The following is a 26,837-nucleotide window of genomic DNA, read 5'->3' as shown; positions in this document are numbered from 1 at the left end:
TGGCACAATCGAACAAGTTTCCGCTTCTCCGAAGGGGCTGCACGTGCTCTGCTTCAGCTCATCCCATGGCCATTTCGAATGTTGAAAACAAAGAGTCTCAGATCCGGGTTTATGATGCCCAGGGCCAGTGCGTGGGCCGCATGCCGAACACCCGTGTGGAAGTGGCGGGATTTACGACGGACTTTTTCGTGACGGTGGAAGGCGGCTGGATCCGCACCTACGACCCGGAGTGTGAGCGGCTGGGCAGCATGAGCGGCATTGGTGTGAGCGTGCGAAGTGTTTCTGGCGGAAACTTCACCACGTCAGCAGCGGGGGATGTGAGGACGTATGACCGGCGGTGCAAAGAGGTGCGGAAGCGGGGCGACTGAACGCTATACCCACATCGCCTGAAGGCGCTTGACGCTGACGGGCTGGGCGGTGCCGAGTTCCTGGGCGAAGACCTGGACACGGTATTCCTCCATCATCCAGCGGAAGGTTTCGTGCTGGGACTTGGGGACGTGGGTCTGCCAGCCGTCGAAGTCGGCGATGAGGTTGTATTTTTCGATGTCCTTGGCGGGATTGGCGAGGCAGCGTTCGTTGCGGATCTGGATGGCTTTTAAGTAACGCGGGAGATGCTGAAGCTGCTCGTGCGTGGTAGTGGCGAGAAGATCGGCGGGGATGAGGCGGGCGACGTCCTGCTCGAGGCCGGGGTAGCGTTTGGGCAGGGCAAGGAGCTTGGTGCGGAGATCGTGAAGCTGGGTGAAGAGGGTCTTCACGCGATGAGTGACGGCGGGAAGATCACGGCGGACGGTTTCGCAGAGTTTGAAGAAGCGCTCCTGCGTCAGAGGGAAAGTGGGCTGCAGGCGCAGCATGTGGGCGAGGATATGCTCGTGGGCTTGCTGGGCGAGATTTGAGATGGGAGTGGCGGCAGGGGTGTTGAGCTGATTGAGAGCGGCCTGGAAGCTGGCGGGCTGCTGAGGTTTGGTGGTGGTGCCGCCGATGCTGCGGAGTTCTTTGGGGAGCCAGGCGAGGTCTTTGCTGAGGGTGTTTTCGGCGAGCTTGCGCACAGCGGCGGGTGTGCCACGGGCGGCTTCGGCGGAGGTGCGGAAGAGGCGGACGTCGATCTCGCCTTCGCGCAAAACGAGGCCGAGGTAACCGAGAATGGGTGTGCCGTTGAGTTCTTCGACGACGATGGTTTCGGGGAGGTCTCCGAAGGACCAGGATTTGTGAGCGAAGCGTTCGACACGGGGCAGGAGCTTGTCCCAGGCATCAGAGCGCGGGGCCTGCTTCTGCATGGTGGTGCGGATGGTATCGAGATCGCGGCTGGCGGCGATGACGGTGTTCTTTTTGGGATCGAGCACTTCCACGCGTGGCTGCAAATGCGCGGGCAGGCTTTGTGGCGGCCAGTCTTCGGCGCGGACGTGGATGCGATAGTGGCGCGTGATGAAATCGGCGAGGGCGACGAGGAAGTCATCGCGGCCAGGATCGAAGGAGCCAGCGATTTCGCGGGCCTTGGGATCGATGGGCATCAACTGGCGGCGGATGACCTTGGGAAGCGCACGCAGCATGACGTTGGCGAGTTCTTCGCGGATGCCTGGGACCATCCACTGGATCTGACCGGTGGTGAGATGGCCGGCGAGCTGAGCGGGCACGCGGACGGTGACGCCGTCGGTTTCTTCGCCGGGCTGGTAATTGTAGGTGACGGGGAGCGCGGTGTTGGCGAGCGCGACCTGATCGGGGAACATCTGCAGGTCGGCTTCAAAGTCTTCGCCAGCGGTGAGGTCGTTCTCGGTGGCACAGAGGAAGTCGGGCTTCTCTTCGATGTGCTCTTTGACGAGGCGGTTGAGGGCGTGGATCGACGAGACGTTTTTGATGCGGGCATCGTAGAAGCGGAAGAGGCGCTCCTCGATGGCATAGACGCGATTGCTGCGCACGCGGGTGAGCATGGTCTCGATCTTCTGACGCAGCTTGTTGTTATGCGTGTAAAAGCGCTGCGTGATGGGCGCCTCCTGGGTGTCAATGAGCGCAGCGCGGATGAACATCTGCGTGGCGGCAACGGCATCGACCTTGAGGAAGTCGATGTGCTGGCGGCGCACTTCCAAACCGTGGATGAGGACGCGCTGGGTGACGAGGACGCGACCGGCTTTGAGGTTCCAGTGAGGCTCGCTGTATTTGAACTGGCAGAGATGGGCGCCGAGTTCGGCGATCCAGTTGGGGTCAATCTTGGCGAGTGTGCGAGCGAAGAGCTGCGAGGTGTGGACGATTTCTCCAGCAACGATCCAGAGTGGCTGGCGGCCTTTGTCCTGCCCCTGGCCGGGCTTGCCCTTGCCATTTTTTTCGCGGCGTTCGTAGAGGTTGGAACCGGGGAAGACACAGACTTCGCGGTTGCCGGCGGCCTTGTAGAGATTGCGCTCCTCCTTCATGGCAATGTGGCCGAGCTGAGCGGCGAGGATGCTGCGATGGATGGCGTCATCAGTGGCAGGCGGTGTCTGCTGGCGCAGATCTTCGCTGAAGGAGTCGCAGAGCTGCTTCCACACGTCGCGCCACTCCTGCATGCGCGTGAAGGAGAGGAAGCTGCCTTTGCAAAATTTGCGAAGGGCGTTGCGTGAGTTGCCAGTTGGCTCGGGGGAGGCGTTCCAGATTTTAAGGAGGGTGAGGAAATCGGACTCGGGTGCGGCGAAGGCTTTGTGGGCGGCGTTGGCGAGTTCGCGTTTTTCCTCGGGGCGCTCGCGAGGATCTGGGATGCTGAGGCCGGCGGCGATGATGAGCAATTCGGGCAGGGCTTTCTCAGTGCGGGCCTGGAGGAGCATGCGGCCGAGAGTGGGATCGAGAGGGAGGCGGGCGAGTTCACGGCCGAGTGGAGTCAACTCGTGAACTTCGGTCAGGGAGCCGAGTTCGTGGAGGAGATCGTAACCTGCGCGGATGGCGGCGCTGACGGGGGGATTGATGAAGGGGAAGTCCTCGATCTCGCCAAGCTTGAAGGCTTTCATGCGAAGGATGACTTCAGCGAGATTGGCGCGCTGAATCTCAGGCATAGTGAAGCGGTCGCGCTTTTCGAAATCCTCCTGCGAGTACAGGCGGATGCAGATGCCGTCCTGCACGCGGCCAGCGCGGCCCGCACGCTGATTGGCACTGCTTTGGGAGACGGCTTCGACGGGCAGGCGCTTGGTGCGGGTGCGGGGATTGTAGCGGCTGATGCGTGCCAGGCCCGTGTCCACCACGTAGCGAATACGCGGGATGGTGATGGAGGTTTCAGCCACGTTGGTGGCAATGACGACGCGGCGCTTGCGCCCAGGCTGGAAGATGCGCTGCTGTTCGGCGGAGGCCATGCGGCCGAAGAGGGCGAGGACTTCAAAGCCCGCGCCGAGGCGGCCATCGAGCAGATCGCGCGTATCGCGGATGTCGCGCTCGGTGGGCATGAAGACGAGGACGTCGCCGTCGTCGGTTTCGATGAGGGCGTTTTCCACGGCGGCGACGGCGCCGTCAATGAAGCCGTAGTCGTCTTCGCTGCCGAGGAGCGGGGCGTAGCGGATATCGACAGGGTAGAGGCGGCCGGAGACTTCGATGATGGGAGCACCACCAAAGGCGGCTGAGAAGGCCTCGGTATCGATGGTGGCGGAGGTGACGAGGAGCTTGAGGTCGGGGCGCTGTTTGAGCAGGCCGACGAGGTAGCCGAGGAGGAAGTCGATGTTCAGGGAGCGCTCGTGCGCTTCATCGAGAATGAGGACGGAGTAGGCCCGGAGCATGGGATCGCTCTGGATCTCGGCGAGGAGGATGCCGTCCGTCATGAACTTGATGCGGGTGTCGCGGCTGGTGTCGTCGCTGAAGCGCATTTTGCAGCCGACTTCCCTGCCCCAAGGTACGTTCAGCTCTTCGGCGACGCGTTTGGACACGCTCATGGCGGCGACGCGTCGTGGCTGGGTGCAGCCGATCTGGCCGCGCACATCGTGCAGCGCTTCCAGGCACATCTTGGGGAGCTGCGTGGTCTTGCCGGACCCAGTCTCTCCCGCGAGGATCACGACCTGATTTTGACGGATGGCCGCAATGATCTCCTCACGGCGCGCCGTGATGGGAAGGTCTGCGGGGTAACTGATCTGCGGCATGGGGGTGGCGACTTTAGGCAGAAACCGAAAATCGCGAACACCGATTATCGTTTTGCCATCATCGATTCCACTGCCGCAACGGCTGCATGCATGCGCTGCTCCCAGGTGCCGCTGATTTTCACATAGGGGCGGTTTGTGGCGATGAGCGCCTGCTCGCAGCGCTCCAGGAACTTCGCGCCGTCATTGGGAAGATAACGCACCACATCGGGCACCCAGGGCACATCAACATCGGTGAGAAGATAGAGGTCAGCACGGCGTGATTCCGCCAGAGAGGTAACGGCGGGATCGGTGTGGCCAAACATGAACTCAGACCACACGCAGGTGGCGAGGGGGTCAGTGTCGGTGAAAAGGAGGCGGTTGGCGTGGGGTGCGAGAGCGTCCTCGCTCGCTGCCTGACCGCGCGCAATGTCCGGGAGGTCTGCGGGGTCGAGCCTGCCGTCACGCCATTCGAGCAAGGTGCGGGCGTATTCAGGCACGGCGAGGGTTTGGAAGTGGGCGGCGAGGTTTTGTGTCAGCGTGGACTTGCCGGTGGACTCGGGGCCGAAGATGCAGATGCGCTTCGCATACCAGGCACGCACTGGAGGCGGGATGAGATCCCAGTGTTTGAAGGGATCCGCACGCACGGCGGTGCCGCTGACAGGGCGGATGCTGCGCTCAGGATTGACCGGAATGAAACGCCCGCCGAGCACCTCGGCGAGTTTTTGTCCGTAAGGTTCGGAGGCAAAGATGACTTCGGGCCTGCAGGGCAGGATGCGCTGCAGGGCAGTCTGCCACAGATGCCAGAAGTCCGGGTGCTCGGAAGGATCCTGCGGCAGCTCCTCGTCCAGATGCACCACATTCACACCGGGAAAAAGCTGGCGCATCCACTCGAAGCGCAGATGACCAGGAATCGGTTCACGCTGGAGCGTGCCGACGACAATGGTGAGCTCTTTGACAAAGTGCCGGGCGAAGTCGCCGAGATAGACATGCCCGTAGTGTGGCGGGAGAAATTTGCCCAGCAGCATGCCGGTCTGTGCGGGTGGTGTCATGGGGTGGCGGAGAGTTCTGCATGGCGCAAACACCTGCGCAAGTAGTCGGTGGTGATGTTTGGAAACTCGATGCCGCTGCCGGCGATGGCCTGTGCCGTGCCGGACATGTCAAAGCGCACGCCAGTGCTTTTGAAAAGATGGAGCGAGCGGTGCGGACTGCGGCCGGCCAGATAGGAGAACGCATTGGCGGGCCCGGCAGCCTGCAGCGCGGTGAGTTCTGCCTGCGTCGCGGGCCTGGGGTTGGCGATGTGAAAGATGCCTTCCGCACCGCGGAGGATCAGGTGGCCCATCACCCGCGCAGCGTGGTCCACGGGCGTCAGATCAAACTCCAGCCCGTCATCCAGCGGCATCTGCACCAGTCCTGGCAGCGCCAGCGTCAGCCAGTCATGCGCAGGCCCCAGTCCGGTTTCTGTGTCCAGAGAGAGAAGGCCCAGCCGGTGCACCGCAGCGCGCAGTCCACGCTCGCGCGCCTGCAGCACCATCTGCTCGGCCACCCATTTCGTCTGCGCATAGCCGCCGTGCATGTGGGAGATGTCACGGCGCAGGTCGTCCTCGCGGCAGCATGTCTCCGGAGGATCCGCATCCACAAACACCGAGAGAGTGGAGGCGTAGTGCAGGGTCTTGGCCCGGCCCGCGGCGCAGAATTTCAGGACGTTCAGCGTGCCCGCCACCTGTGTGGGCTCCAGCTCTGGATACGGCGCGAACAGGCGCACATCCGCCGCCAGATGAACGACAGTGTCCACCTCGTCGGCGAGCTGCCGCCAGCGTGTTTCATCCCAGCCAAAGTGCACCAGCCGCACATCGCCGCACAGGCCACCACTGCGTGACATGGCGAGCACGCGCCCTGGAAGCCTGGGCAGCAAAGCCGTGCCAAGAAACCCCGTGGCTCCAATGAGCAGAATGCACTGCGGTGACGAGGCAGCCGCGGAGTAAAAGGTCAGAGGCATGTGCACACGCTGCTGAAGCTCTGCGCTGGACATCGCCTCGCCGGCTCCTGCACAGATGAGGCGAGCCACACCGGCGACGCTACGACCACGATGCACCGCATCGGCGGGCAGAGGCACCCCGCGCTCGGCAGCAAGAGCCATCAGCGCGACCACGGCCAGGGAATCGCCGCCAAGATCCATGAAGAAGTCTTCATGCAGGCCAACGTCATCAAGCTGCAGACTTTGAAAAAAAAGCTCCCGCACGCGTTCCTCCTCCGGGGAGAAGATCTGGGCATCCTTCACGCTCGTTTTCTGCGTCAGAGCCGCAAGCATGGCAGCGGCATCGGGCTTGCCATTGGGCAGGCACGGCATGGCAGCCGTACTGACGAGCCAGGCCGAGGGTATCATCCACCTGGGGAGCTGCTGTTCCAGCGCAGCACGAAGGGCGTCGGTGCTCTCGCTTGATTCCACGCAGGCAGCCAGCAGCACGCGGACACCACGCCGCCAGGGAAAAACATGCACCCGTTTCACCCGGGTGTTTTGCAGGAGCACGCGCTCCACTTCCTCCGGACAGATGAGACGGCCGTTCAGCTTAAACTGCCGGTCCACCCGGCCAAGAAACTCATAGCCGCCGTCTTCATGCTTCACCACAAGATCGCCGGTGCGGTAGGTCCGGCCGTCATCCACAAAACGCTGGGCGGACACCTCTGGAAGCCATGGATAGCCCAATGCCACGGCCGAGCCGCTGATGCGCAGCTCTCCCGCAATACCAGGAGGCAGCTCGCGGCCAGAGTCGTCGCACACACGATACACGATGCCTGGAATGGGATCACCAATCAAAGGCCTCTCCCATTTCTCATCGCACACGGCCATGCTCGTGCAGATCGTGGCTTCCGTAGGGCCATACACATTGATCAGTCTTGTGCGTGCAGCCCATCGGCGAATCACCGCTGGCGCGCAGACCTCACCGCCGATGATGATGGTCTGCGGCATGGCGTGCTCGTCCAGATAGGGCAGCAGTGCTGGCGGAAGATCCACATGAGTGATGCCCATGCGTTGGATCAGAGCCAGATCATGCGGGTGTTCTTGGTCGAAGCACAGCGTGGCACCAGCCAGCAGCGCGGTGCCAAGATCTGAGAGGGAGGCGTCAAAGGCTGTGCCGTGCATCCAGAGGCAGCGGCTTTGAGAAGTGATCCTGAAAAGCTCAATCTGCGCGGCCAGCACCGCCGTCAGTCCCGCGTGAGAGACGAGCACTCCTTTGGGCCGCCCGGTGGAGCCGGAGGTGTAGATCAAATACGCCGGGGCGCTGAGCCGGGCCTGCGGCACCGTCTCACGAATGGTTTGCGTGACGACCTGCTCATCCGCGCACAGGACGTGGACGGGCCTGGCTTCCTCCAGAATCTGGTCACGCCGAAGAGCGGGCGTGTGCACATCCAGCGGCAGCGCCACCGCTTCGCAAAGCCAGATGGCGATCATGCCGGCCACAAAGTCTGGCGAGCGTGGCAGGCAGAGCGCTACGGCGGAGCCTGGCGTCACCCCATGCGACTCCAGATGAGCGCGCAGCTCCAGCGCACGGCGCCAAAGGCGGGCATAGTTGAGCGTCTCGCCCTGCGCCGTTTCGATGGCGGGCCTGCCGGCCCACTTCTCCACCACGCGGGCCAGATTCCAGACCAGGGTCTGGCTGACATCAAGGCTGCACATAATCAGGAAGAGTGCTGCCGCGCGAGCGGTTGTCCGCATTCGGCGCTCCGCGGCCCGCGGCCACGTCATCCAGATGCACCACGCGGAAGTCCAGGCTGTACCGCGTGCGCTCCAGATCGTGCGGCAAGGTTTTGTGATAGTGTGCGCCGGAGAAGATGAGCTGCTCGGCTGCACGGCAGGAGAAACCTTCTGCATGCTCAGGCATGGTCTTTTCCAAAGAGCCAGGATAGCGCGCAGTGATGCCGGAGTCGCGCTTCTGCCAGCCGATCTTCAGAGCTGGACCGTCCTTGATCCAGTCGGCGTAATCGAAGATTTCCGAGTCATTGGCCACGGGCTGTTTGAGCTGGTCTGGATAAAAGACAAAGGTCTCCTCGGGCACGAGATCATGCAGCGGCACCCACCAGACGATCATGCTCTGGGAATGCGCATACCAGGTGTCGCGATGCGGGTAGTACACAGGCGCCGCCAGCGGATTACGGTGCCCGCCGGGCTGCACCACGCGCAGGCGGATGGGATCAAACGCCACGCGGCCGGGGTCCAGGCCGCACTCCGCCACCACATCACGCACACGTTGGTGAAACTCCGCCTCCAGATAGACAATGCGCCGCAGCGCTCCGATGCGCGAAAACATTTCCTCCGCGCTCCAGCGGAGGTGGGCCGTGCGGATGTCCTCCATCTCCAAATGCTCCTGCATGAGGCCGATGACACGCGCCACGAGAGACCGGGAGGCGGTGTCCGCCGGCTTGAGAAACACCGTGCCGTCAAAGACACGCTGGCGCATGGTGAGATTGTCCGCGGGAAGCTCGGTTTGGAAAAAGGGGCTGTTCATGGTCAAAGCGGTTTGCGCGCGCGAACAATGCAGCGCGGGCTCTTCAGGGTGAGAGGCGAGGCATCCACATCGCCGAAAAAGGTCACATCAGTAAATCCGGCTCCTTCAAAGAGCCGCCGCAGCGCCGCGGGATCATACAGCCGCACCGCGCTGTCATGCACCACGCGGCGGCCGTCCGGCAGGAAGTAGGTCCACTGCTTGCGGATGACGTTGGCAGGCAGGTCGAGCGTACTTTCGCGAATCAGTGTGACCTCGCCATTTCGCGTCACGACGTGCGGCAGGAAGTGCCGGTAAAGACCGGGCACGTTCATGAAATCGAGCGCGTAGAAGCCACCTGAGCGCAGTGACTCCCAGGCACGGCGGAGCATGAGCTGGTTGGTTTCATCTGCGTCCGAATAGCCAAAGCTGGTCCACCAGTTGAACACCGCGTCGCAAGGCGGGTCGGCTTTGAAAACAAAAGCGTCCGCCACTTCAAACCGCGGGGCATTCTCCACGGTGCTTTCCCGTCTCCGCGCGCGCTCGATGTAGGCGGGAATGAGATCCATGCCGCGCATGGCATATCCCCGCAGTGCCAGCTCCCAGGCCAGACGCCCTGAGCCGCAGCACTGGTCCAGCACGGTGGCGCCGGGCCGCAGATGGAGCTGCTGGATGAGAAAGTCCGCGGCGCTTCTGATCTCTGCAGCACTGGTTTGCTCCAGCAGCATGTCGGCGAGATTTTCGTCATAGAAAGTTTCCCACCAGGGCGGCGGCGGGGTTGGGGCTGGGTTTGTGTTCATGTCATGCGATAGGTGTGGTGCAGCAGCGTTGCGGTGAGGATCTGCATGAGCACGGGATCGAGCCGTGCACGTTCGGCATCGGGCAGCGTTTCCAGCCGGGTGCTCCAGGCCAGAACAGCGCGGTGGTCCAGCAAGGGCAGATCCCGGCAGGCCATGCTGTGGACAGTGTCTTGAATAAAATCACGCACCTGCGGGTCGTGCCCCAGAGTGGGGGCGAGAAAAGGATGCTTTGGCCGCATGCGCACGGCTTCCGGCACCAGGCCGCGCAGGGCCTCACGCAGCATCATCTTGGAGCCGTCGGCACTCAGCAGCGCATCCGCGGGAATGCGTGCCGCGAGCTCAAAAAGTACGTGATCCAGAAAGGGCAGGCGCGCCTCCACCGAGCTGCCCATCTCCGCGCCATCTCCCAGTGTTCGCAGAATGTACTGAGCCAGCGCCATGCGCGTCCACAGCCACGCGCTCTGCCTTGCGCAGGAAGCCCGCTTGGTTGCGTCCATTTCTGCCAGTGTGCCATCGAGGATCTGCTGTGAGTCAAACGGGACCCGAGTGAGCCCGGCGAAGTGCCGGCCGGTGGCCAGCTTGGCATGCAGAAAGGTAGGAAGAGCTGAAAGCCAGGGAGGAGTTCTCCAGGGCTCTTCAGCTTCGTCCGCAGCGGGGAGCATGACTCCTCGCTGCAGAGCAAAGGATGCAGCCGTGCCGGTGTGGTCTTCCTGCAAATGCGCGTAGCCCAGAAAGGCCTCGTCCGCCCCCTCTCCTGCAAGCACCACTTTGAAGCCTGCAGCATGGATGGCACGCGCGAGCAGGTGTTTGCCCACGAGCTGGCCATTGATGGCCAGGCCTTCGGACTGCCGCACCGATTCCGCAAGGTGTGAGACCAGATCACGCCGTGTGACAGGAACCTCATGCACGCGGAAGTGCTCCAGCGCATCTGCCCGCACCTGGGGGCCTTCATCGTAGCCGGGGGCATCGAAACGAACACAGAAGCAGTCCATCGCCCCGTGCTGTGAGGCCAGAGCGGCAACCGCGGTGGAATCCAGACCGCCGCTCAACGTGCAGGCTACCGGCACATCGCTTCGCAGCCGAAGACTCACCGCTTCCTCCAAGGCAGCCCGCACCTCAGCGCTCGTGATGCCTGCATCCGGTTCAAAGCCGGGCCGCCAGTAGCAACTTTCATGCGCGCCGTTTTCATCCATCACCAGCACATGCGCCGGCGGGATCTGCCGCACACCGGCAAAGAGAGTTTCACGGGGACGGAGGTACTGATGCGCGAAGGAATGGAGCAGGGCTGACTCATCCCAGCGCGCTTCGACTCCGGCGGCGATCAGCGCTTTGATCTCCGACGCAAACAACCACTCGGCGCCCCGCCGCGTCACATGGAGAGGTTTGATGCCAAAGCGATCACGCGCGGCAATAAGGCGCTTGTTAGGCTCATCCCACAGAAGGAATGCAAACTCTCCGCGCAAGTGACGCAGACAGCCCAGGCCGTGCTCCTCGTACAAATGCACGAGCAGCTCGCTGTCACTGCGGGTGGCGAAGGCATGCCCGCGTGATTCCAGGCCGGCGCGCAGACGTTCGAAGTCGTAGAACTCACCGTTCACCACGGCGTGGATCGTGCCTGACTCATTCGCAAGCGGCTGCCGGCCATCCTCCGGCCCCATCACCGCCAGCCGCACGGAGCCAAGTCCCAGCCCCGACTGCGGCGAGAGCCAGATGCCCGAGCCATCCGGCCCGCGGTGGCGCATGGCCGCCAGAGCCGCCTCCAAACGCGGCTGCAGCACATCTCTCTGGGCGCTGTGAATAGCCACGATGCCGCACATGCCTTTTCAGCCGTTGGGTTTGAAATAAATTTTCTGCGCCTCGTCCGCACAGGCGGCGGAGAAGGCCTGATCATGGTCCTCCAGCGACCATTCACTGCCCACAAAGCCGGCCAGCTTCTGCGTCCACTGGCCCACGTAGCGCAGTGCGCGCTCAAACTCGGCATAGTGCACGGCCTGCACCCGCAGCCGGCGCGTGATGCAGAGAAGCGGCGGCAGCGCCAGCAGCGCGGGCATGCGGCTTTTCAGCACCAGCAGCCCGCCCGGACGCAGCATGCCCAGGATGTCTTCTGCATTGGCGCTGCACAGGTCTGTTTCCACCACCGCATCAAACTCGCCCGCACGACCTGCCGGCACCGCCACTTTTTCTGTGGAATAACCATGATCCTCCAGAACAAAGTGCGTGAGCTCAGCAATGCGCCCCCGGCCGGTGACAGCGATCTTGCCATGCGGTGGGAGGCCCGCATCCAGCACCGCCATCGTGGCCGCCAGAGGTTCCGCATAGGCGCCGATGGCATCGTCCACGTAGTCTTGCAAACCATGCACCTGAGACTCCGGCACCACGATCTTCTGGGCAAACGCGCCGTCTTGATGCAGGCCCAGAAAGCCGGCGTTCGCGCATTCATGCGGCCGCCCCTGTGCACAGTCCGCGCACGCGCCGCATGGCAGCAGCGGATTCACCACCACGCGGTCTCCCGTTTTAATGCGCGACACATCGGCACCAGTCGCCTCCACCACGCCTGTGAACTCATGCCCCAGCACACGCCCATCGGCCACGGGGATGAGTCCCTGGGCCGCAAACACATCCGTGCGGCAGATCGCGGCGCGTGACACTTTGATCAAAACATCCCCGGACTTCTCCACCCCGGGCACGGGCTTTTCCAGGCATCTCAAGCCTGCGGCGGTCCTGACCAGCGCCTTCATCCACATGCACGTGACATGTAGCAAAAGCTGCGGTGCAGTCACGCTGTTTCGCAAGGTAAATGAGCCGTACACTTAGTGTAAAAGTGGAGCACATCGGAGCTTTAAGAATGACGAATTCCGAATGACGAATGTGCGGGAGATGTATTGTCCAGGATGGAATCCACCCGGACCAAAAACTCTGTGCAGGGCGCATGTGCCATCACCGGCAAGTCGCTGCCAATTTCCAAACTGCTGGTGATGAGGGAGCTGCGGCCGAACATTGCGCAGACTCTCCGAAACCATCATCCCGACCTGGCCGATGATGCGAGAGTGAGCAGCGAGGCGGTGAATGCGGCACGGCTGGAGTATGTGCGCAATCTGCTGGAAACGCAGGTGGGCGACCTGACGCGGCTGGACGAGGAAGTGGTGGAAAGCCTGCACAAGCACGAGGTGCTGAGCGAGAGGCCGCTGTCTGAGATGGAGGAGGTGCAGCAGCTCACCTTTGGCCAGCGGCTGGCGGACAAGATCGCGGATTTCGGCGGGAGCTGGAAGTTCATCATCCTGTTCTGCTCCTTTTTGCTGGTGTGGGTGGTGATCAATGCCGGGGTGCTGCTGAAGCAGCCCTTTGACCCCTACCCTTTCATTTTGCTGAATCTGATGCTGTCCTTCCTGGCCGCGCTGCAGGCGCCGGTGATCATGATGAGCCAGAACCGGCAGGAGGCGCGCGACCGCCAGCATGCCGAGGGAGACTACAAGGTGAACCTGAAGGCGGAGCTGGAAATCCGCCACCTGCACGAAAAGATGGACTACCTGCTGCACCAGCACACCACGAAGCTGATGGAGGTGCAGCAGATCCAGCTGGACCTGCTGCGGGAAATGACGCACGGGCGGGGCAAGCCCCACGCGTAGCGCCGCAGGGCCAGATCAGACGGAGCGAGGCAGCGGCCCCTGGGGCGTGAGCCTGACGTTTTGCGCGGGGAGCGGCGCACCCTTTTTGATCCAGTCGCGGAGGATTTTCATGTCTTTGCTTGAAATGGCATGGCCGCTGGGCGGCATGGCGCCGGGGACCTCATCCGCAAAGGTGACCACCTGGAAAAAGCGGCTGAGCTCCGGTCTGCCGGGGACGATCCAGCGGGAGCCGATGAGTTTGGAGATCGCCTGGGTGTCATTGATCGGCGGCATGCTGGAGAGGCGGTTGTCTCCATGGCAATGGACGCAGTTGTGCTCCAGAACGGACAGGGCGCGGGCCACGCCAGCATTCAGCTTCGGGCGCAGGGTCTCCAGGGGATCGGTCTCGTCAGGCTGAGAACAAGCGGCGAGAACCACGAGGCACGCGGGGAGGAGGAGTCGCTTCATGGCTCAGCGTGCCAGCGTTTTGAGATCTGCAAATCTCAATGGCTGTGCCGGGATTGGCCTATTCCTCGCCTTTGAAGTAGTCCACCTCCTGCATCTCGAAGACTTTGCGCTGCGGCTTGGTCAGCCATTTGCCGGAGTCCGGGTAGTGAATGATGTCGGCCTGCGGCTGGTCGGCCACGACGATGAAGGTCAGGTCTTCGGAGCCGGTGTTGGTGAGCTGATGGGCCTCCCCAGGCGGAAAGACGAGGTAGTCTCCGGCTTTGACCGCCTCCTTGCCTTTGGGGGTGCGGACTTCGCCGCTGCCACTGAGGATGTAATAGGCCTCCCACTGCGCGGCGTGCTGGTGCAGGGGGAAATTGACCTTGCCGGGGGAGACGCGGTGGATTTCCAGGTCAAAGGGGTGGCCGCCACCCCAGGTGCCGATGTCCTTCTGCCCTCCTGCGGCGATGGACAGAGAACGGCGGGCCACGCCATATTTGCCCTTCGGGGAGTTCTGCTGGGTCCAGGGGAGGTCTTCGGCGTGGGTGCGGGTCATGGGAGGAGGTTGTAGCATGGGGCCGGGGCTTTGGCGTGGCCTGGGACAAAGAATTTTCGGGGAAAACGGCATCCCCGCTTGCCAAAGGGCCGTACCCAATCCAGTTAGAATCATTCTAATTCTAAAACACCCATGCCGCCCCCCCCTTCCCGCACCCCCGCCAAACCTACCGGTCTGGACTGCCGCCTCGCCGTGCTGGGTTCGGACGTACGCCTGACGCCGCACCGGCGCGAGGTCTTTGAAGTGCTGGCCTCGTCCACGGATCACCCCACGGCCTACGACATCCTGGACCGGGTGAAGAGCCGCAGCCCCGGCATGTCCCTGGCCACCGTCTACAACTGCCTGGAGCACCTGACCACTGCCGGCCTGATCAAGCTGGTGCACCTGGAGCGCGGCCAGTCCCGCTACTGCGCCAATCTGCACGAGCACGTCCATTTCCACTGCGAGACCTGCGGCAAGGTGATCGACGCCCACCCCAGCGCGGACTTCGACCCCGCCAAGTTCTGGAACCTGCCCGCAGGGACCAGGATCGCCCGCACCGACCTCGCCATTCACGGCACCTGCTCCGCCTGCGCGGGCAAACAGCCCAGCGATGCTGGACTGCTCTCCAAATCATAAATCAAAAATCGTAAATCATAAATTTCCCTCTTTCCCCCACATGTCCCTCGAAATTAAAGCCCTCCACGCCCAGATCCCCGGCCGCGAAATCCTCAAAGGCCTGAACCTCACGATCAACCCCGGTGAAGTCCACGCCATCATGGGCCCTAACGGCTCCGGCAAGAGCACGCTGAGCAAGGTCCTCTGCGGCCACGAAGACTACGAAGTCACCAGCGGCGAGGTGCTGCTGGACGGCGAAAACATCCTGGACATGGCGGTGGATGCCCGCAGCCGCGCCGGCCTCTTCCTGGCTTTCCAGTATCCGCACGAAATCCCCGGCGTGAGCAATGCGAACTTCCTCCGCGCCGCGCTGAAGGCCCGCCTGCCGAAGGGCGAGGACATCGACGCCATCAAATTCTACAAGCAGCTCTACGCCCGCATGGACCAGCTTGAAATGGACCGCAGCTTCACCAGCCGCAGCGTCAATGAAGGCTTCTCCGGCGGCGAAAAGAAGCGCAATGAAATCCTCCAGCTTATGATGCTGGAGCCGAAGTACGCCATCCTCGACGAAACCGACTCCGGCCTCGACATCGACGCCCTCAAGATCGTCTCCCGCGGCGTGAACGCCATGCGCAGCGAGAACCGCGGCTTCCTCGTCATCACCCACTACCAGCGCCTGCTGAACTACATCCAGCCCGACATCGTGCATGTGCTGATGGACGGCCAGATCGTGCACACCGGCGGCAAGGAGCTGGCGCTGAAGCTCGAAGAAAAGGGCTATGACTGGGTCAGGGAGGAGCTGATGGCGGCGGCGTGAGTCTTTCTGCTCGTGTCACTATGACGAACCATTCCACCATCAACATCCTGGCACATGCTAGACAGCATGCCGCATGGTTGTGGCTTCTTCTCGTCATCTCGTCATGTGCACACAAGCCTGCTGAGCCATTGCAGCCCGTGTATGCTGGAAAGCTCAGCTATCCCATCACCGAGTTCAGATTGCAGCACGGGCTGTCTCTGAAGCATGTCTCTGGCGCTCCGTGCACTGATGAAAGCCGGCCTGAAGTTGGCACTTCTGATGGGGAACGGACGTTCTCGGTTTATCATCTGTTCGATGACTCAGGCAAAAAAATTTGCGAGAGCCCGTCGGGACTCTCGGATCCAAAGTTTGCTGGTGAGTTTGAATCCTATCATCGGGAGAATGACAGGGTAAGTGTGAGGCAAAGCCACACAGGCAACACCATTCTTATTGCTGAAGACCGTTCTCCTGCATTTCCGCGAATCGCCCTCCTGTTAATGAGGAAAGACGCAACGGGCGTCTGGCATTCCAGTGAGCTGCTGGCGCCGCACATGCCTGGTTCACCTCCCAACATCTACGGTCACTATCTGGAGGCGGCCGACATCACCGATTCGCACATTCGATTTAGCACAGGCCACAAGCAGTGGTCGGAGACCTTTGCGAAAGTCACCAAGCCTGCTGAGCCCAACATACACCCCACCCAGCTTTAATTTTATGGTCACCGCCCCTGACACTACTTTAGAACTTCATCCTTCCGAGGTGCCGGACATCTCCGACATCAAGGTCGATTCCGTTGGCGATTTCACCTTCCCTGAGCGCAACAAATTCGACTCCGGCTTTGGCATCACCGACAAAACCATCGATTACATCGCCGATGTGAAGGGAGATCCGGACTGGATCCGCGAATTCCGCCACAAGGCGCTCAAGGTTTTCAATGAGAAGCCCATGCCCACCCATTGGGCCACGAAGGACCTCGAAAACATCAAGTTTGACGAGTTCCGCTACTACCTCAGCGACGGCCAGAAGCCGAAGCGCTCCTGGGACGATGTGCCCGAGGACGTGAAGAAGACCTTTGATCGCCTGGGCATTCCGGAGCAGGAACGCAAGTTCCTGGCTGGGGTGGAGGCGCAGTATGACTCCGAGGCAGCCTACTCCAACATCAAGGCGGCCGTGGAGGAGCAAGGCGTCATCTTTGTGAACAGCACCGAAGGGCTGCACAAATACCCTGAAATCTTCCGCAAGTGGTTCGGCAAGGTCATCCCCACCGGAGACAACAAATTTTCCGCGCTGAACAGCGCGGTGTTCTCCGGCGGCTCGTTCATTTATGTGCCTCCCGGCGTCAAGGTGAGCCATCCGCTACAGGCCTACTTCCGCATCAACAGCGAGCAGTTCGGCCAGTTTGAGCGCACGCTCATCATCGCAGATGAGGGTTCCGAGGTCATGTACATGGAAGGCTGCACGGCGCCGAAGTTTGAGACCGCCACGCTGCACAGCGCGGTGGTGGAGCTCGTCGCGATGAAGGGTGCGAAGATCCAGTATGTCACCGTGCAGAACTGGAGCAGCAATGTCTTCAACCTGGTGACCAAGCGCGGCATCGCGCATGAGGACGCGGAAGTTCGTTGGATCGACTGCAACATCGGCAGCCGCCTCACCATGAAATACCCCGGCGTGATCATGAAGGGCCGGCGTGCGCGTGGTGAAGTGATCAGCATCGCCCTGGCAAACAGCGGCCAGCATCAAGACACCGGCGCGAAGATGGTCCACGCCGCGGATGAAACGACGAGCAACGTCATTTCCAAATCCATCTCCATCGGCCAGGGCCGCAGCACCTACCGGGGTCTCGTTCACATCCCGAAACACCTGAAGGGCTGCAAGAACAACACGGAGTGCGATGCGCTCCTGATCAATGCCAACAGCCACACGGACACCTACCCGGCCATCAGTGTGCGGGGCAACCAGCACTCCACCCAGCATGAGGCCAGCGTCAGTCAGGTGAGCGCGGACCAGATTTTCTACCTCATGCAGCGCGGCCTCACCGAGGCGGAGGCCATGAGCCTGTCCGTGAACGGTTTTATCAACGACCTCGTGAAGGAGTTCCCGATGGAATACAGCGTGGAACTGAAGCGCCTGATCGACCTCGAAATGGAAGGAAGCGTCGGCTGATCCGCCGCCCGCATCAATACCACCGTCATTCATCATGTCCGCCACTCTCGCACCCGCACCCAAAAACACTCCCGTCCCAGTGTCCCAAGACTCCGACTCTCTCGCTCCATCCGGTCTCGAAATCACCGTGCCTGTGCGCGATGAAAAAACTGCGCCGGGATGGTTCCTGGCCCGCTCTGAAGCAGCGTGGGCCGAGTTTCAAAAGCTGCCCATGCCGGGGCTGAAGGATGAAAACTGGCGCTACTCAAACTCGAAGCAGATCGAGCTGGCGGATCACACACCTGCGGCTGCGCCGACGAAGGAGAACATTGAGGCAGCCCTGGCTGCGACGCAGGGGCTCAAGGAGCGTGCGGCGCGGTTTGTTTTTGTGAACGATGTGCTGGTGGAGTCTGAAACGAGCAGCCTGCCTGCGGGTGTGGTCTGTGTGACCTTTGCCGAAGCGCTGCGCGACCATGGAGACGTGCTCAAGCAGCACTTCATGCAGCGCGAAATGACGCTGGGCTCCGCCAAGTTTGCGGCGCTGCATCTGGCGCATGTGAAGGCGGGCACGGTGGTCATCGTGCCGAAGAATGTCGCCGTGGACAAGCCGGTGGAAATTTTCCACTGGGTGGTGGGCGACCATGCCGCCATCTTCCCGCACACGCTCATCGTCACCGGCGACAATGCCGAGGTGAGCGTGGTGGATCACTACCGCAGCCTGGATGGCGAAGGAGGGCTGAGCATCGCAATCGCCGACCTTGTGGGCGGGCGTGGCAGCAAGATCACCTACGCGGCCTGCCAGGAGCTGGCGGACGACGCACAGGCGCTGCATCTTTCCAGCATCGTGGCCGGGCGCGACGCCGCCGTGAAGAGTTTCCAGGTGCAGCTCGGTGCCAGCTTCAGCCGCAGTGAGAGCGTGAGCGACCTCATCGGCGAAGGCTCCCGCAGCGACATGCTCAGCGTGTCCCTGCCCATTGGCCAGCAGGTCGTGGACCAGCGCACGCTGCAGAATCACAAGGCCCCGCACGCCAGCAGCGACCTGCTGTACAAGAACGCCCTCTATGGGAAGTCCCGCAGCATCTTCAGCGGCCTCATCACCGTGGATGAAGGCGCGCACTACACGGACGCCTACCAGACCTGCCGCAACCTGCTCAACAGCAACGAGGCCGAGGCGACGAGCCTCCCCGGCCTCGAAATCAGCGCGGACCAGGTGAAGTGCAGCCATGGCGCCACGAGCGGACCGATCAGCGATGAAGAGCTTTTCTACCTCAAAGCGCGCGGCATCAGCGACAGCGAAAGCCGCAAGCTCATCATCGAAGGCTTCCTGGCCGGTGTGATCGAGCGCTTTGGCAACGGCGAACTGCTCGACACGCTGGTGGCGCGCATTGATGAGAAGCTGGAGCGGGCTGAGTAAATCAGACGTAAACGCGCGGCACCCGTGCGTTGATGTTGGTCAGCACCTCATAAGGGATGGTGCCCGCCCAGTCCGCCACGTCCTGGGCGGTGATGGTTTCAGCGCCATCGCTGCCGATGAGGGTCACCGCGTCGCCATTGTAGGCGGTGCCCCATTCCAGATTCACCATGAACTGGTCCATGCACACGCGTCCAGCGATCGGATGACGCTGGCCGCGGATGAGCACCTGACCGCGGTTGGAGAGCGCGCGAAAATAGCCATCGCCATAACCCACCGGCACGGTGACGACGCGCACCTGATGATCCGTGGTCCACGTACCTCCATAGCTCACGGAGCTGCCGGGCTGCACGACCTTGAAATACACCACCTGAGACTTCCAGCTCAGCGCCGGTGTCAGCGCCACGGTGCGGCGCGCCTCTTTGGAGGGATACACCCCATAGAGCATGATGCCCGGACGCACGAGGTCGAGATGACTCTCCGGCAGTTGCAGGATGCCGCCGGAATTGGCGATGTGCCGCAGCGGCGGGCGCAGCCCGCGTTTGGGATAAAACTCGAGGGCTTCGAGGAAGCGTGAGAGCTGCTCTCTGGCGGTGGAGAGGTCCGCCGCATCCGAACTGGCGAAGTGCGAATAGATGCCGGCCACCTCCACATTCGCGAAGCTCAGACTGGCCTCCAGCAGCTTTTCCGCGCTGTACCAATGCATGCCGATGCGCTCCATGCCGGTGTCGATTTTCAAGTGCACACGCGCCTTGGTTTTCACCGCGGCGGCGGCTTCATCAATCTGCCGCAGTTTGTCGATGGAGGACGCCGCCATCATCAGGCCATGGGCGATGAAGTGGGGAATCTGCCGCGTGGCCACGCCCCCGAAGACAAGGATGGGAATCGTCACGCCGGCTTGACGCAGGGCGATGGCTTCTTCGAGAAGAGCCACCCCGAGGCATGGCACGCCATGATTCATCAGATGCCGCGCCACCTCGACAATGCCGTGGCCGTAGGCGTTTGCCTTCACCACGGGCATCACCTGAGCCGCGCCCACATGGGCGCGGATGGCGTCATAATTCTGCGCGATGGCGCCGAGGTTGATTTCGGCGTGGGCGGGTCGGATGGCGTCGGCTGGATTCAAGTGAGTAACACTCGACTAGCCCAGGATCGCTTTCAACTGTGCTGACACATCCGCAAAAGCAGCATCACTCAGCGCAGGCGTCGCAGCCGCGGCGAGAGGCAGGCCCTCCTCCGGCAGGGTGATCCATGACCGGCAGCCGCCGTAGCTTTTGGCATACGGGAAGTGCCAGTTTTGCGGCAGCTTGTAAGCGCGGACGAGGGCGACGTGCAGGCAGGTTTCGTCATCGTAAACGAAGCGCTCTTTGACGATGTCCTCATTCCAGATGTGCAGCGGGGCCAGGGCCGCGACTTTGTCCCAGTCGGTGACCTTCCACACCTGCTCCAGGGTGGCGCAGCCGTCGATGTCCACACTGGTGCGCTGTTCCTCCGGCGGGAAGTCGCGCTGGGTGTTTTCCGGCACCCAGCTCAGCTTTTCGGCCTGGTTGTGGAACCACGTGGGAAACAGGAAAAACTGGCGGTGCTTCCACTCAAAGCCGCCGCGGCCTTCATGGATGCCGCCTTTGCGCAGAATGAGGCTGAGGCGGCCCTGGGCGAGGGCGTCGCAGACGAAGGACCATTCTTTGAAGCCAATGGGGGAGGTGAGGTTGGGCATGGGTGTGTACAGTGCGGATACTACGCCGCAAAGCCGCCCGCAAGTGCTGGCAGAGCGCGGAAAGTGGGGCATGCTGTGCCACGTTTGATTTCCAGCATGGCTTCTCCTTTCAATCCCACGGGTGCCTGCACCCGCATCAGCCGCCGCCAGCTTCTTTCGGCAGGCGGTCTGGGCATGTTTGGCCTGACGATGCCGCGCTTTCTGCGCGGTGCGGAGAACCAGGGAATGGAGAAGCTGGTGGCGCGGGCGAAGTCGGTGATCTTCTGCTTTCAGTGGGGCGGGCCGAGCCATCTGGAGACCTTTGACATGAAGCCGGACGCGCCGGAAGGCATCCGCGGCTTCCACAAGCCGATCAAATCGAATGCGGATGGCATCTGGGTTTCTGAGAAGCTGCCGAAGACGGCGAAGGTGATGGACAAGGTGACGCTGGTGCGGTCCGTGCATCACACGATGAAGAATCACAACAGCGCCGGCTACTATGCGCTGAGCGGCAACGCCCCGCCGAGCGATGACCAGCGGCTGAAGGATTCACCGGACCTGTTTCCCGCCTACTCCTCCGTGGTGGACAAGATTGCGCCGCTGCGGGGCGAAATCCCCACCTCCGCCACCTTTCCCTACATCGTCAGCGACGGCTCGGTGACACCGGGCCAGCGCGCGAGCTTCCTGGGCAAGGAGCACGATCCCTTCATCGTGCTGCGGGACCCCAGCGCGCCGGGATTTGCGCTGCCGGAACTGAGCCTGCCCAGCGGCGTGAGCTTTGAGCGGCTGAGCGCGCGGCGTGAACTGCAAAAGCTGGTGGATTCCCAAACGCGGCTGCTGGACTACTCCGCCGAGGCGCGTGGCATCGAGAGCTACTATGACAAGGCGCTGGCCATGCTGCACAGCGAGAAGCTGCGCGCCGCCTTTGATCTCACCAAGGAGCCGGACAAGGTGCGCGATGGCTACGGACGCTCCCCTTACGGCCAGAGCCTGCTGCTAGCACGCCGGCTGGTGGAGGCCGGAGTGAAATTTGTGACGGTGAATTTCGCCCAGAGCATCGGCGGGCAAAGCACCACCGAAGGCGGCTGGGACACGCACGGCTTCAATGACACGCGGATGTTTCCGATCATCGAGAAATTCCACCTGCCCATCACCGAGCAGACACTGCCGACCTTGCTGACCGATCTCGATGAACGCGGCCTGCTGGATGAGACGCTGGTGGTGTGGGTGGGTGAATTTGGCCGCACACCGAAGATCAACAAGAACGTCTCCCGCGACCACTGGCCCCAGTGCTACACGGCGCTGCTGGCGGGCGGCGGCGTGAAGCGCGGCTACGTGCATGGTGCCTCTGACAAAAACGGCGAGCACCCCGCCGACAAACCGGTGAAGCCGGATGATCTGGCCGCCACGATGTATCACCTGCTCGGCATTCAGCCCGAAACGGAAGTGCGCGATGTGGTGAACCGCCCCGTCCCCATCAGCTACGGCAAAGTCATCCAGGAAATCATCGCATGAAAACACTGCTCACCACCCTCTGCCTGCTGGCCGCCGCCAGCCTTCCGGCCAAGGACCTTGGCGTCAACCCCGTCTTCAAACACTACATCGGCACCTGGAAGGCTGCCGGCGAACTGAAGGGCGAGAACAGCACGCTCGACGTCAAGGAGGAGTGGACTGGCAGCGCCGACGGGGACAATTCCTTTGTGGTGAAAGGGACCCGCACGATCAACGGCGACACGCAGCCGTTTCAATGGACGATCACCTACAACGAAGGAGCGGACAGCTATGACGCGCTGCTCACCGGCGCGGAAAGCTCGCAGGTGATCCACTTCGAAGGGCATGTGTCCGAGGTGAACCTGACCTTTGAGCTCAAGGCGATCACCGGCAACGGCGAGAGCAGCATCGTCATCACCGAAGCCTTTGCGGATGAGGCAAAGGAGGTGATCGAGAGCAAGGTGACCTTTACGGGTGACACGGGACAGACCACCCTGCAGGGTGTGATCAAACACGAGAAACAGAAGCTGCCGTAGTGAACATCACCGACTGGAACCAGGCCTATCAGGAAAACTTCACGCCGTGGGACAAAGGCCTGCCCGCACCGCCGCTGGTGGAATGGCTGGCCGGCCACACGCTTTCAGGCCGGGTGCTCGTACCCGGCTGCGGTCTGGGGCATGACGTGGCGCACCTCGTCTCGCTGGGCGTTGATGCGTACGGGCTGGACATTGCGCCGACTGCCGTGGCACGCGCCAAGGAGCGCCATCCCGCCCTCGCGGAGCGTTTCGTGTGCGCGGATCTGTTTGAGTTCCGCGGGCAGTATGACGCCATCGTGGAGCACACCTGCCTGTGTGCGCTGCCGCCCGAGTGGCGCGCGAAATATCGGGATGCCGTGATTTCCCTGCTGAAGCCGGAAGGCCTGCTGGTGGGAGTGTTTTACATCAATCCAGACATGGACCCAGGGGAAACCGGCCCGCCCTTCGGCATTTCCACGGAGGAGCTCACCGCCCTGTTCGCGGAGCGCTTCCAGATCGTCGAGAGCCAGGTGCCCGCGGCGGCCTATCCCGGACGGGAAGGCCGGGAGTGCCTGCGCGTGCTGCGCCTCACTTCACCTGCGTGCTGAGCTCCTCCGCCAGCGGCGCGGGCGGGTTCTGCATGCGCCGGGCGCTGAACTCCTGCGGCACGAGCTGTTTCACCGTGCCTGCGATGATGTCTTCGATGCCCGAATCAAAGCGGGTGGGCCGCCCATAATAGATCATGGCACCGCCCGCCTCGTAGCCGCCCTCCTGCCAGACACGCTGGGAGGGGATGTAGCAGGGCACGTCGTTCGTGTAACTGTTCACCCACGTGCGCGCGGGGTCGAACTCGTTTTTGAAGCGCAGGCTGTAGTCCACCACCACCTCGCCCGGGAGATTGATCGTGAGGAGGTCGCCGCCGTAGTTCCAGACCTGGATGTCATAGGCCAGCGCGGGCGGGATGTTTTCGCCGCGCTCCAGCATGGCCAGATGCTGCCTGGCATGATAAGCCGTCCATTTGTTTGGGTCGGCGGCTTTGGCCTGCCATTCGGCCTTGGTGGGCAGCCTGTCGTATGGCAGCATGACCTCCCGATGCACACAGTTCAGCGGACCTTCCAGAGGCTGCATGGGGCTGTTGATGACACGCACGATCTCCTTGGCAATAGTGACACCGTGGTCAAGGGCGAAGCGGCTTTCCGTCCGCGGGTAGGGGTTTTGATCCGCCCCGCAGCCGATGGCAATGAGGCAGACGGAGTCGGGGAAGCGCAGCTCCAGCTCCTCATGCGCCAGGCCGGCCCAGTCACCATGGATCTCATTGGCGCCGAGGGTGGTGCAGTGGCAGGCGTAGCTGGCATGCGTGGCGATGAGCCTCTTTCCATCGGCAGACTTGACGCACAGCACCGGCAGGGCGCGGTCGGTCGGCCCGTTGAAGTTTTGGGCGTTTTGCACTCCTGTGTCGGTTTTCAGCCGGCGGTTGAAGGCGAAATAAACCTTTCCCACGCTCCATTCCAGCCGGGCGGGCTCCATTTTGTCCATGGCCCGGCCGACAATGCTGACGAGGTGCGCGGTGAGGTCCTCGGTGTAGCGCTCGATGCGCGTCATCTGGTCCGCCGGAAGGTCTTCCCCGAAAAGGAACGGCAGCACCCCTTTGAGCATGGGGGCGGAATGCGTGTGGGTGGAATGCAGGGCGAAACGCTCATCGGCGAGCTTTCTGCCCTGGGCGCCAAGGCGTTTGAGCACCTCCGCACGCACCGCCGCGGGCACACCGCAGTTGTCCACGCTGACGATCACGGCGGGCGCATCATCCTGCCATTGCAGGACGAGGGCGTTGGCATGCAGCCGTTGCGCCACCTTTTGGGTTTCGGTCGTGCGGCTGCCGTAGCCGCTGAGACGCACCGGATAGGCCGGTGTGATGTCCGCATCAGCCGCGCCAGCCTTCCAGGACGACGCGGTCTGCGCCACCAGGGGCGCCTGAACGAGCAAGAATATCGGGAGGATGATTCGTCGCATTTGTCCAATTATGGACAAATGCGACGTGTACAAACAAGTTTAATTCAAAAAGTAGTGGAAACCCCTACATGTTAGCGTTCGCCCAGTCGATGGCTGCACGGCAAATCTCCCAGAAGCTGCCGGGCTCCATGCTGGCGCCGCCCACCAGGGCGCCGTCCACGTCCTTCTGGCTGATCAGCTCGGCCATGTTGCCGGGCTTCACGCTGCCGCCGTACTGAATGCGGATCTTGGCCGCCACGTCTTCCCCAAAGAGTTCTCCCAGCACCTGGCGGGTGAAAGCGTGGGCTTCCTGCGCCTGCTCGGGGCTGGCGGTGCGGCCGGTGCCGATGGCCCACACGGGCTCGTAGGCGATGACGCAGTCGGTGATGCGGCGGGGACCCACATCTGCGAGCGACTCGCGAAGCTGGTTGCCCAGGACGTCTTCGATCTGGCCGTTGTCACGCTCGGCGAGGGTTTCGCCAATGCAGAGGATGGGATGCAGGCGGGCCTCAAGGGCGGCGAGGACCTTCGCATTCACGATGGCGTTCGTTTCGCCATACAGGCTGCGGCGCTCGCTGTGGCCGAGAATGACGTGCTTGCAGCCGCACTCTTTGATCATGCGGGCGCTGATCTCGCCGGTGAAGGCGCCGGCAGGCTGCGCGCTCATGTTCTGCGCGGCCAGCTCCACGCTCTGCTCGCGGGCATTCACCAGCACGTCCTGGGCCTTGGCCAGGCTGACGAAGGGCGGAGCCACGACGATCTGCACAGGAACCTTGTCCGGCACGAGACGGGCGAAGGCGCGGAGAAAGTCGTCCGTCTCCTGCGGAGTCATGTGCATTTTCCAGTTGGCGGCGATGATGGGTTTGCGGAAGTGGGCGAGGGCCATAAGAGGGGAAGAAGTTTGCGATTGTTGGCGGTGGTTTGCAGTGGGTTGCAATGGTTTTTCGGAGGGCTGGGAGGGTCTGGATAAACAATCGCAAACCATCGCCAACTACCGCAAACCATCGCAAACGGCTTGAATCATTTGTCCTTCAGGCAGGCGACGCCGGGGAGGACTTTGCCTTCGAGGAGTTCGAGGGAGGCGCCGCCGCCGGTGGAGATGAAGGTCATCTTGTCGCCGAGCTTGGCCTTCTTGACGGCTTTCACGCTGTCGCCGCCACCGATGATGGTCTTGGCGGAGGAGTTGGCCGCGACGGCTTCGGCGACGTCGAAGGTGCCTTTGGAGCTTTCCTTGATTTCAAAGACGCCCATGGGGCCGTTCCAGATGACGGTTTTGGCCTTGGCGATTTCCTCGGAGAAGAGCTTCACGGACTCAGGACCGATGTCCACGCCTTCCCAGCCGTCCGGAATGCTTTCGCCGGCGGCGGTGAACTTGGTGTTGCCGAGCTTCTTCGCGTCGAAGTCGAAGGCGTCGGTGATCATGGCATCCACGGGGATGAGGATCTTCACGCCACGCTCCTTGGCCTTGTCCAGAGCCGCCTGGGCGATGGGCTCCCACTCGGGTTTGTAGAGGCTTTTGCCGATGGAGATGCCCTCGACGATCTTGCGGAAGGTGTAGGCCATGCCGCCGCCGATGATGATGGTGTCTGCTTTTTCCAGCAGGCGGTTGATGACGCCGATCTTGTCGTTCACCTTGGCACCGCCGAGGATGACGACGAAGGGGCGCTCAGGGTTTTCGAGCTCGTCATGCAGCCAGGTGAGCTCCTTTTCCATGAGGAGGCCGGAGACGGCGGGAAGATAATCCGCAATGCCAGCGGTGGAGCTGTGGGCGCGGTGGGCGGAGCCGAAGGCGTCGTTCACAAAGACTTCCGCGAGGTCGGCCATGCCTTTGGCCAGTTCGGGGTCGTTCTTTTCTTCACCGGCGTGGAAGCGGGTGTTTTCAAGCAGGAGGACGTCACCGTTGCCCAGGGCGAGCGCCTTGGACTTGGCTTCTTCACCGACGCAGTCGCTGGCAAAGGCAACGGGCTTGCCAATGAGGGCGCTGAGGGCGGGTGCCACGGGGGCGAGGCTCTGCTTGGGATCCGGCTTGCCCTTCGGGCGGCCCAGGTGGCTGGCGAGGATGATTTTGGCACCTTTTTCGATCAGGAACTTGAGGGTGGGCAGCGTCTCCTGGATGCGGGTCGCGTCGGTGATGACCATCTGGCCGTCTTTCTCTTCGAGGGGGACGTTGAAATCGACGCGCACAAAGACGCGTTTTCCGGCGAGGTCGAGATCACGAATGGTCTGCTTGGGCATGGTGTTTTTGGATGG

Annotated in this window: 24 protein-coding genes; 10 read left to right on the top strand and 14 right to left on the bottom strand. The window is 62.3% G+C overall.

Features of this window, described 5'->3' with window-relative positions:
* Positions 1-65: 65 nt before the first annotated feature.
* Positions 66-368, top strand: coding sequence for a hypothetical protein (locus ACILSQ_RS09830; protein WP_395743432.1), 303 nt, complete (start codon positions 66-68; stop codon positions 366-368).
* A gap of 3 nt (positions 369-371) precedes the next feature.
* On the opposite strand, the gene hrpA is transcribed toward ACILSQ_RS09830, so the two are convergent.
* Genes hrpA through ACILSQ_RS09795 form a run of 7 tightly spaced genes read right to left on the bottom strand, consistent with a single transcriptional unit; the run spans position 372 to position 12,080 of the window.
* Positions 372-4,082 (bottom strand): ATP-dependent RNA helicase HrpA, encoded by a 3,711-nt coding sequence (gene hrpA, locus ACILSQ_RS09825; protein ID WP_395743431.1) that lies wholly within the window; start codon positions 4,080-4,082, stop codon positions 372-374.
* A gap of 44 nt (positions 4,083-4,126) precedes the next feature.
* Complete coding sequence (locus ACILSQ_RS09820; protein WP_395743430.1) at positions 4,127-5,110, bottom strand: AAA family ATPase; 984 nt, start codon at positions 5,108-5,110, stop codon at positions 4,127-4,129.
* Positions 5,107-7,737, bottom strand: coding sequence for an AMP-binding protein (locus tag ACILSQ_RS09815; protein ID WP_395743429.1), 2,631 nt, complete (start codon positions 7,735-7,737; stop codon positions 5,107-5,109). Before ACILSQ_RS09815 ends, ACILSQ_RS09820 begins: the two co-directional genes overlap by 4 nt.
* The gene (locus ACILSQ_RS09810; RefSeq protein ID WP_395743428.1) at positions 7,724-8,566 is read right to left on the bottom strand and encodes a hypothetical protein; all 843 of its coding nucleotides are present in this window, start codon (positions 8,564-8,566) and stop codon (positions 7,724-7,726) included. Before ACILSQ_RS09810 ends, ACILSQ_RS09815 begins: the two co-directional genes overlap by 14 nt.
* A gap of 2 nt (positions 8,567-8,568) precedes the next feature.
* A complete protein-coding gene (locus ACILSQ_RS09805) occupies positions 8,569-9,342 on the bottom strand; it encodes a class I SAM-dependent methyltransferase (protein WP_395743427.1) in 774 nt (257 codons plus the stop codon).
* Positions 9,339-11,147, bottom strand: a complete 1,809-nt coding sequence (asnB, locus tag ACILSQ_RS09800) for an asparagine synthase (glutamine-hydrolyzing) (RefSeq protein ID WP_395743426.1) — start codon at positions 11,145-11,147, stop codon at positions 9,339-9,341. The genes ACILSQ_RS09805 and asnB overlap by 4 nt, the downstream gene beginning before the upstream one ends.
* Before the next feature lie 18 nt (positions 11,148-11,165).
* Positions 11,166-12,080: a zinc-binding dehydrogenase gene (locus ACILSQ_RS09795; RefSeq protein ID WP_395743425.1), complete on the bottom strand. Its 915-nt coding sequence runs from the start codon at positions 12,078-12,080 to the stop codon at positions 11,166-11,168.
* A 153-nt stretch (positions 12,081-12,233) separates the two neighbouring features.
* Between ACILSQ_RS09795 and ACILSQ_RS09790 the strand changes: the two genes are divergently transcribed.
* Positions 12,234-12,968 carry a DUF1003 domain-containing protein gene (locus ACILSQ_RS09790; protein ID WP_395743424.1) on the top strand — a complete coding sequence of 245 codons (735 nt, stop codon included), beginning with the start codon at positions 12,234-12,236 and terminating at the stop codon, positions 12,966-12,968.
* Between the two features lie 15 nt (positions 12,969-12,983).
* Here ACILSQ_RS09790 and ACILSQ_RS09785 read toward each other — a convergent pair whose 3' ends face one another.
* Together ACILSQ_RS09785 and ACILSQ_RS09780 are read right to left on the bottom strand one after the other, a co-directional pair.
* A complete protein-coding gene (locus ACILSQ_RS09785; RefSeq protein WP_395743423.1) occupies positions 12,984-13,415 on the bottom strand; it encodes a hypothetical protein in 432 nt (143 codons plus the stop codon).
* Positions 13,416-13,473: 58 nt separating this feature from the next.
* Entirely contained in the window at positions 13,474-13,950 is a 477-nt protein-coding gene (locus tag ACILSQ_RS09780) for a cupin domain-containing protein (RefSeq protein ID WP_395743422.1), read from the bottom strand.
* Between the two features lie 132 nt (positions 13,951-14,082).
* On the opposite strand from ACILSQ_RS09780, the gene ACILSQ_RS09775 reads away from it, so the two are divergent.
* Genes ACILSQ_RS09775 through sufD form a run of 5 tightly spaced genes read left to right on the top strand, consistent with a single transcriptional unit; the run spans position 14,083 to position 18,899 of the window.
* On the top strand, positions 14,083-14,568 hold the full coding sequence (locus ACILSQ_RS09775) for a Fur family transcriptional regulator (protein WP_395743421.1): 486 nt from the start codon (positions 14,083-14,085) through the stop codon (positions 14,566-14,568).
* Between the two features lie 40 nt (positions 14,569-14,608).
* Positions 14,609-15,364, top strand: coding sequence for a Fe-S cluster assembly ATPase SufC (sufC, locus tag ACILSQ_RS09770; RefSeq protein ID WP_395743420.1), 756 nt, complete (start codon positions 14,609-14,611; stop codon positions 15,362-15,364).
* A 20-nt stretch (positions 15,365-15,384) separates the two neighbouring features.
* On the top strand, positions 15,385-16,053 hold the full coding sequence (locus tag ACILSQ_RS09765; protein ID WP_395743419.1) for a hypothetical protein: 669 nt from the start codon (positions 15,385-15,387) through the stop codon (positions 16,051-16,053).
* A 4-nt stretch (positions 16,054-16,057) separates the two neighbouring features.
* The gene (gene sufB / locus ACILSQ_RS09760) at positions 16,058-17,506 is read left to right on the top strand and encodes a Fe-S cluster assembly protein SufB (RefSeq protein WP_395743418.1); all 1,449 of its coding nucleotides are present in this window, start codon (positions 16,058-16,060) and stop codon (positions 17,504-17,506) included.
* A gap of 34 nt (positions 17,507-17,540) precedes the next feature.
* A complete protein-coding gene (sufD, locus tag ACILSQ_RS09755; RefSeq protein WP_395743417.1) occupies positions 17,541-18,899 on the top strand; it encodes a Fe-S cluster assembly protein SufD in 1,359 nt (452 codons plus the stop codon).
* A gap of 1 nt (position 18,900) precedes the next feature.
* Here the strand turns inward: sufD and alr are convergent, their stop codons facing one another.
* Both alr and ACILSQ_RS09745 read right to left on the bottom strand, forming a co-directional pair.
* Positions 18,901-20,022 (bottom strand): alanine racemase, encoded by a 1,122-nt coding sequence (alr, locus tag ACILSQ_RS09750; RefSeq protein ID WP_395743416.1) that lies wholly within the window; start codon positions 20,020-20,022, stop codon positions 18,901-18,903.
* A 15-nt stretch (positions 20,023-20,037) separates the two neighbouring features.
* Complete coding sequence (locus ACILSQ_RS09745) at positions 20,038-20,613, bottom strand: DUF1802 family protein (RefSeq protein WP_395743415.1); 576 nt, start codon at positions 20,611-20,613, stop codon at positions 20,038-20,040.
* 96 nt (positions 20,614-20,709) lie between these two features.
* On the opposite strand from ACILSQ_RS09745, the gene ACILSQ_RS09740 reads away from it, so the two are divergent.
* From ACILSQ_RS09740 to ACILSQ_RS09730, 3 genes are read left to right on the top strand one after another with little or no spacing between them, the layout of a single operon-like run.
* Entirely contained in the window at positions 20,710-22,107 is a 1,398-nt protein-coding gene (locus ACILSQ_RS09740) for a DUF1501 domain-containing protein (protein WP_395743414.1), read from the top strand.
* Positions 22,104-22,619: a hypothetical protein gene (locus tag ACILSQ_RS09735; RefSeq protein WP_395743413.1), complete on the top strand. Its 516-nt coding sequence runs from the start codon at positions 22,104-22,106 to the stop codon at positions 22,617-22,619. Before ACILSQ_RS09740 ends, ACILSQ_RS09735 begins: the two co-directional genes overlap by 4 nt.
* The gene (locus ACILSQ_RS09730; RefSeq protein ID WP_395743412.1) at positions 22,619-23,206 is read left to right on the top strand and encodes a methyltransferase; all 588 of its coding nucleotides are present in this window, start codon (positions 22,619-22,621) and stop codon (positions 23,204-23,206) included. Before ACILSQ_RS09735 ends, ACILSQ_RS09730 begins: the two co-directional genes overlap by 1 nt.
* On the opposite strand, the gene ACILSQ_RS09725 is transcribed toward ACILSQ_RS09730, so the two are convergent.
* From ACILSQ_RS09725 to ACILSQ_RS09715, 3 genes are all read right to left on the bottom strand, one after another.
* Positions 23,187-24,608, bottom strand: a complete 1,422-nt coding sequence (locus tag ACILSQ_RS09725; RefSeq protein ID WP_395743411.1) for a neutral/alkaline non-lysosomal ceramidase N-terminal domain-containing protein — start codon at positions 24,606-24,608, stop codon at positions 23,187-23,189. The genes ACILSQ_RS09730 and ACILSQ_RS09725 overlap by 20 nt on opposite strands.
* Before the next feature lie 64 nt (positions 24,609-24,672).
* The gene (gene tpiA / locus ACILSQ_RS09720; protein ID WP_395743410.1) at positions 24,673-25,473 is read right to left on the bottom strand and encodes a triose-phosphate isomerase; all 801 of its coding nucleotides are present in this window, start codon (positions 25,471-25,473) and stop codon (positions 24,673-24,675) included.
* Between the two features lie 134 nt (positions 25,474-25,607).
* Positions 25,608-26,822, bottom strand: coding sequence for a phosphoglycerate kinase (locus ACILSQ_RS09715; RefSeq protein WP_395743409.1), 1,215 nt, complete (start codon positions 26,820-26,822; stop codon positions 25,608-25,610).
* Positions 26,823-26,837 lie beyond the last annotated feature (15 nt).

This window comes from Prosthecobacter sp., assembly GCF_044227185.1.
Classification (GTDB): Bacteria; Verrucomicrobiota; Verrucomicrobiia; order Verrucomicrobiales; family Verrucomicrobiaceae; genus Prosthecobacter.
Note: the sequence above shows the minus strand (reverse complement) of the source record. Positions and strands in the feature narration are given on the sequence as shown.